Here is a 4,390-nt window from a genome sequence, read left to right on the forward strand (position 1 = left end):
TGGATGCTGCTGCTCGCCAGCAGCGTCGTCTACTTCTTCTGGACCAACGAGGCCGACAACGATCTGTGGGGGCATCTCCTGTTCGGCCGCGACATTCTCGCCAGCCGCACGATTCCGCGCCTGGACACCTACGCGTACACCACCATTGGGCAGCCGTGGGTGAATCACGAATGGCTATCACAGGTGCTCATGGCGGCGGTGTACGACTGGGCCGGGTCCGCCGGGCTTCTGGTTTCAAAATTCGCCATCACGACAACTACGTTCTTGCTCCTGCTGGCACACGTACGCCGCCACACGCAGTCGCCCCACGTCCGCGGAGTCATTGGCCTGCTGGCCATCGCGGTGCTGGCGCGGGGCTTCGGCATCCGGCCGCAAGTGTTCACGTACTTCTTCGTCGCCCTGACGCTGCTGTTGCTCGACGAGTATGGGCGTGGCCGCCGGAGCGTGCTGTGGCTCTTGCCCGGCATGTTTCTGATCTGGGTGAACCTGCACGGCGGCTTTGTGCTCGGTCTGGGGATCGTCGGCCTGTTCGCCGGCGCCGACCTGCTCGGCGGCAAGGGGCGATCGCTCAGGCCCTGGATCGTCTTCATCGCCTCCGCGGCGGTGACATCGCTCAACCCTTACGGTCCCCGTTTGCTTTTCTACATATGGAATGAGCTGAGCCGCGCCCATCCGATCAGCGAATGGCAACCGGCGTCGATGGAAGCCGCGCAGTTCGCATTCTTCGTCATGCTGGGACTGTTCTTCGCGACGCTGGTGTTCATGCGCGACTGGCGCCGCGACGGCTGGCAGGCCGCTCTGGCCCTCAGCGTCGGCTTTCTCGCTCTGCGCCACCAGCGGCACACACCGGTCTTCGCCCTCTGCGCCGCGGCGCCGTTGGCAATGCAAGTGGACAGCGCCGTGCGCTGGCTCGGGCAACGCTCCACCTTCGCGCTCAGCCCCGCCGCCCGCCGCCTGATTGGTGCGGCAATCGTCCTCCTGGCGGCCCTGCAGTTCGCGCTGACGGGGATACGGGGTTGGTCCTCTGGATTCCAAATCACCTTCAACGCGTTCGAGTACCCGGTCGCAGCGGTTCAGGCGTTGCGAGATGCCGGTGCAGGCGGGAACATCGCCGTTCCGCTGGACTGGGGCGAATACGTGCTCTGGTTCCTGGCCCCGCAAGTCAGAGTGTCCTTGGATGGCCGCTTTGCCACCGTCTTCCCCGAACGCGTCGTCGAAGACAACTTCAATTTCTTCAGCGGCGCACCTGGATGGCGGCGGCTTCTCGACCAGTACCCCACGCAGGCGGTGCTGGTGCCGGCCGGCTGGCCATGTCCGATCCGCACGCTGGCGGACTGGCAACTCGCTTACCGCGACCGGTCGGCCGAAGTGTATGTCCGCTCGAATGGCGGGGAAGGCCTCAGGCTGAAAGCGATGCCGATCGAGCCGCCAGCGCTGCGGTTGCCGCTCGGGATCTTCCCCTAACCGGCTTATGGCACGCGGCGTCTCGCCTAAGGTTCTTGACGATACGCGACTGGCTGCCGCATTGCCTTGTGCGAACGGCGCAGGAGCCACAAGGCGGCAACCACCGCGCCGAGCATCAGCGTCGCCACCGCGAACGTGAGGAAGTAGCTGAGCACCGCCAGCACGGTCAGGACGACGGCAGCCAGTAGGAAGGGCTCCCGCCCGCAGATGACTCCAAACGCAATCACACCGAGCAGGTGCCACGGCCACAGCTGAGTGATGAGCAGGAAGAAGAAAACCAGGCCGGTGAGAAAACAGCTCTCCGTCAGAGCCGCGAAGCCTGGTGCCGCTCGCCATTGTCGCATGAGGATGGCGACGACCGCGCTGGCAAGCACGGCAAAGCGAGTGAGGTCGAAGATACGAAACCCCAGATCGGTGGCGAACATCCCGCCAGCTCGCAGGCCCCAAAACAGCGCCGCAAGGGCCGGAGACAGCTCGTTGGGAAAAATACCGCGCATCTTTTCCGGGTGCAGCACTCCGGCAACGATCGCCGGCAATGCCCCGGGCAGAGGAGCCAGCAGGATCACACCAAAGACGACCGCCGCCGCCGCACACACCAGCGCCTGGCGCATGGCGGCTCGCAACCCCGAAGCTTTCAGGGTTTCAATCAGAAAGATGGGAACGAAGATGATGCCGTAGAACTTGTACCAAAACGACAGCGCCAAGATGGCCAGAGCCGCATAGGGACGGTTGTTGTGCCACCACCACAGCGCGCCGAGCAACAGCAACACCATGGCGATGTCATTGTGCGCACCACTCGCCGCCTCGAACAGGAAAAGCGGATTCCACGCCAGCAACAGCAGCAACCACGACGCCGGCGCCGCGTCCTCCGACGCCGTGCGGCCGAGCAGCGCCCGCGCCACCAGCAGCGTCCCGAACAACAGGATCACGGCGACGGCCTTGTGCAGCCAGACGGCAAGCCAGAACGATTGTCCGCCAACGGCGTTGATCAGCCGGCACTGCCACAGGAACAGCGGTCCATACGCGGACACCGGACGCCGCAGGGTCGCCGCCAGGAACTGTTGCCAGGGATCCGACGCGAATTTCGTGGGCGCGACAACGTAGGGGTTAGCATGATAGAGGCCCCACATTCTGCCGAGGAAGGCGTATCCGAGGACGTCCTTCGAACCCACGGGAAAGCTGGCAAGCAAGAGCAAGGCGGCCGCCGCTGTGGTCGCTGCCAGGGTGCCGCAAGACACCGGCTGGCGGCGAAGGTAGACCGTGATATAGACCCAGCAGAGTCCGGCGAACAGGGCGAAGAACACAAACAGCAGCCGCAGGTCATCGAAGCGCTCGAAATCGTTACGAGCCGGATCAGACTTGAGGAAGGAGGCAAGCAAGACGGCGGCGCAGAACGCCACCAGCGAACCGGATACCGTCCACCACCGTGGAGCCGGTGCCGGTCGGGCAAGTGCTTGCGTCTGCATAGCCATGCGGCATTATAGCCCGCGCTGGCAAGCGTAGTGCAAACGTGAGGTTGGCCAGTCGTGAAAACGGGGCTAAGATAAAGGGAGCCGGTTCTGCCGCTGGTCACACGTGCTTCCCAGCGGTCCTTAGGTGAGTGAGGACATGCGGATATGAAAGCCATTGTGTTGTGTGCCGGTTTAGGCACCCGATTGCGGCCGCTGACGTTCAGCACCGCCAAGCATTTGATCCCGGTGGCGAACAAGCCGGTGCTGTTCTTCGGGATCGAGAGCCTGGTGGAGGTCGGGGCGCAGGACATCGGCATCATCGTCAGCAAGGAGAGTCGCAGCGTGATTCAGAATGCTGTCGATGACGGCCAGCGTTGGGGAGCGCGCGTGACCTACATCGAGCAGCCGCAGCCGCGAGGCCTGGCGCACGCGGCGCAATGCGCTCGCCCGTTCGTCGGCACTGACCCCTTCGTGATGTATCTGGGCGACAATCTCATTCCCGAGGGGTTGAGCGCCGCCGCGGAGCAATTCCAGCGCAGCGGCGCCAACGCCGTCGTCATGCTCAAGGCGGTGGACGATCCGAGCCAATTCGGTATCGCTCAGCTCGAGGGCGACCGCATCGTGCGGCTGATCGAGAAACCAAAGAACCCGCCTTCCAACCTCGCGATCGTCGGCGGCTATTTTTTCGATCATCACATCTTCGAGTCCATCGAACGCATCAAGCCATCCTGGCGCAACGAGTACGAGATCACCGACGCCATTCAGGATCTCATCGACCGCGGATTGAAGGTGGCGCCGTATATCGTAACCGGATGGTGGAAAGACGCCGGCAAGCCTGACGACATCCTCGACGCGAACCGGGCCATGCTGCAAAAGCTTGCCACCGCGATACATGGCAAGGTGGACAGCAGCTCGATGATTGAAGGCGCCGTATGCATCGGCCGCGACACGGAGATCAGCGGGAGTCGGATCACCGGCCCGGTGATCATCGGCGAGGAGGCCCGGATCATCAACGCACAGATCGGCCCGTTCGCATCGATTGGCGACCGTGTGCACATCACCGGCAGCCGCGTCGAGGACAGCGTGGTGATGGATGACTGCGTCATCCGGGACGTTCGTCAGCCCGTGGTCCGCAGCCTGCTCGGACGCCGGGTCCAGTTGACGGGAAAGACCGGCGGACACGAAAGTCTACGACTCATTCTAGGCGATTTCTGCGAAACCGAGCTGCCGTGAGCGAGAAGCCGCCGTGCGGCGTTCACCGTGGGGCACGCGGCTGCAGCCAGACCTTGACGGCACCGTCGGCACCGGATGCGTCCGGCACACGCTCATAGCGACTGACCAGTGCCACACCTTCACGTTCGAGCCAGCGCGGGACCACTTCGCGCAGCACGCCGCGTCCGCCAGGGCTGCCATGCCCTTTTCCGTACACAATGCGGACGACGTGCTCGCCGAGTGCCTGTGCGTGTCGCAAGAAG

General features: G+C 63.8%; 4 protein-coding genes. 2 read left to right on the forward strand and 2 right to left on the reverse strand.

What is annotated here, in order from left to right; all coding sequences use genetic code 11:
• On the forward strand, positions 1-1,464 hold a 1,464-nt coding region (locus VF515_17610), incomplete at its 5' end, for a hypothetical protein (protein ID HEX7409449.1).
• A 26-nt stretch (positions 1,465-1,490) separates the two neighbouring features.
• Here the strand turns inward: VF515_17610 and VF515_17615 are convergent.
• Positions 1,491-2,936, reverse strand: a complete 1,446-nt coding sequence (locus tag VF515_17615) for a hypothetical protein (GenBank protein HEX7409450.1) — start codon at positions 2,934-2,936, stop codon at positions 1,491-1,493.
• A 144-nt stretch (positions 2,937-3,080) separates the two neighbouring features.
• Between VF515_17615 and VF515_17620 the strand changes: the two genes are divergently transcribed.
• Positions 3,081-4,148: a glucose-1-phosphate thymidylyltransferase gene (locus tag VF515_17620; protein ID HEX7409451.1), complete on the forward strand. Its 1,068-nt coding sequence runs from the start codon at positions 3,081-3,083 to the stop codon at positions 4,146-4,148.
• 22 nt (positions 4,149-4,170) lie between these two features.
• Here the strand turns inward: VF515_17620 and VF515_17625 are convergent.
• A partial coding sequence (locus tag VF515_17625; protein HEX7409452.1) for a Smr/MutS family protein occupies positions 4,171-4,390 on the reverse strand: 220 nt, incomplete at its 5' end.

This window comes from Candidatus Binatia bacterium (assembly GCA_036382395.1).
GTDB lineage: Bacteria > Desulfobacterota > Binatia > HRBIN30 > HRBIN30 > JAGDMS01.